Source organism: Teichococcus aerofrigidensis (genome assembly GCF_054073225.1).
The window spans coordinates 1-581 of the sequence record NZ_JBSXMU010000288.1 but is presented as its reverse complement, the minus strand read 5'-3'; the positions used below and the strand labels follow the sequence as shown (position 1 = coordinate 581).

1 protein-coding gene is annotated in these 581 nt (G+C 81.1%); it reads right to left on the bottom strand.

Annotation, left to right across the window (positions count from 1 at the left end; translation table 11 throughout):
* A partial coding sequence (locus tag ACVMLK_RS21280; protein ID WP_457487574.1) for an acyltransferase domain-containing protein occupies positions 1-581 on the bottom strand: 581 nt, incomplete at both ends.

The window sequence follows — 581 nt, the reverse complement described above, 5'->3', positions numbered from 1 at the left end:
CCGCCCGCCCGCCGGCCGCGGCGGGGGGCTGGGCGGCCAGCAGGGGGGCGGCCTCGTCCGGCCCGGCGCCGAGCGCCGCCATGCGGCCGAAGCCGCGCCGGGCGTGCTGCGCGCGGGAGCGGGCGACCACCAGCCGCACCGCCTGCTCCAGCGTCAGGATGCCCGCCGCCAGCGCCGCCGCCACCTCGCCCACCGAATGGCCGAGGCAGAGATCCGGCCGCAGCCCCTCGGCGGCCAGCGCGGCCAGCATGCCGTGCTGCACCAGGAAGAGCAGCGGCTGGGCATGGTCGGTCCCGGCCAGGGCCCCGGCGGTGACGCCCTCGGCCAGCAGCGCGGCGCCGGACCAGCCGGTGAGCGGGGCGAGGAGGCTGTCGGCCTGCTCGACGGCGGCGCGGAAGGCGGCGTTGTGCGCCATGGCCTCGCGCGCCATGCCGGGGAACTGGCTGCCATTGCCGGAGAAGACGAAGGCCATGCCGCCCGTGGCGGGGCGCCGCGCCACGCCCTGGCGGACCGCGGTCGGCCGCCCGCCGGCGAGCCAGGACTCCAGCCCGGCGCGCAGCGCGGCGCGGTCGGTGCCGCGC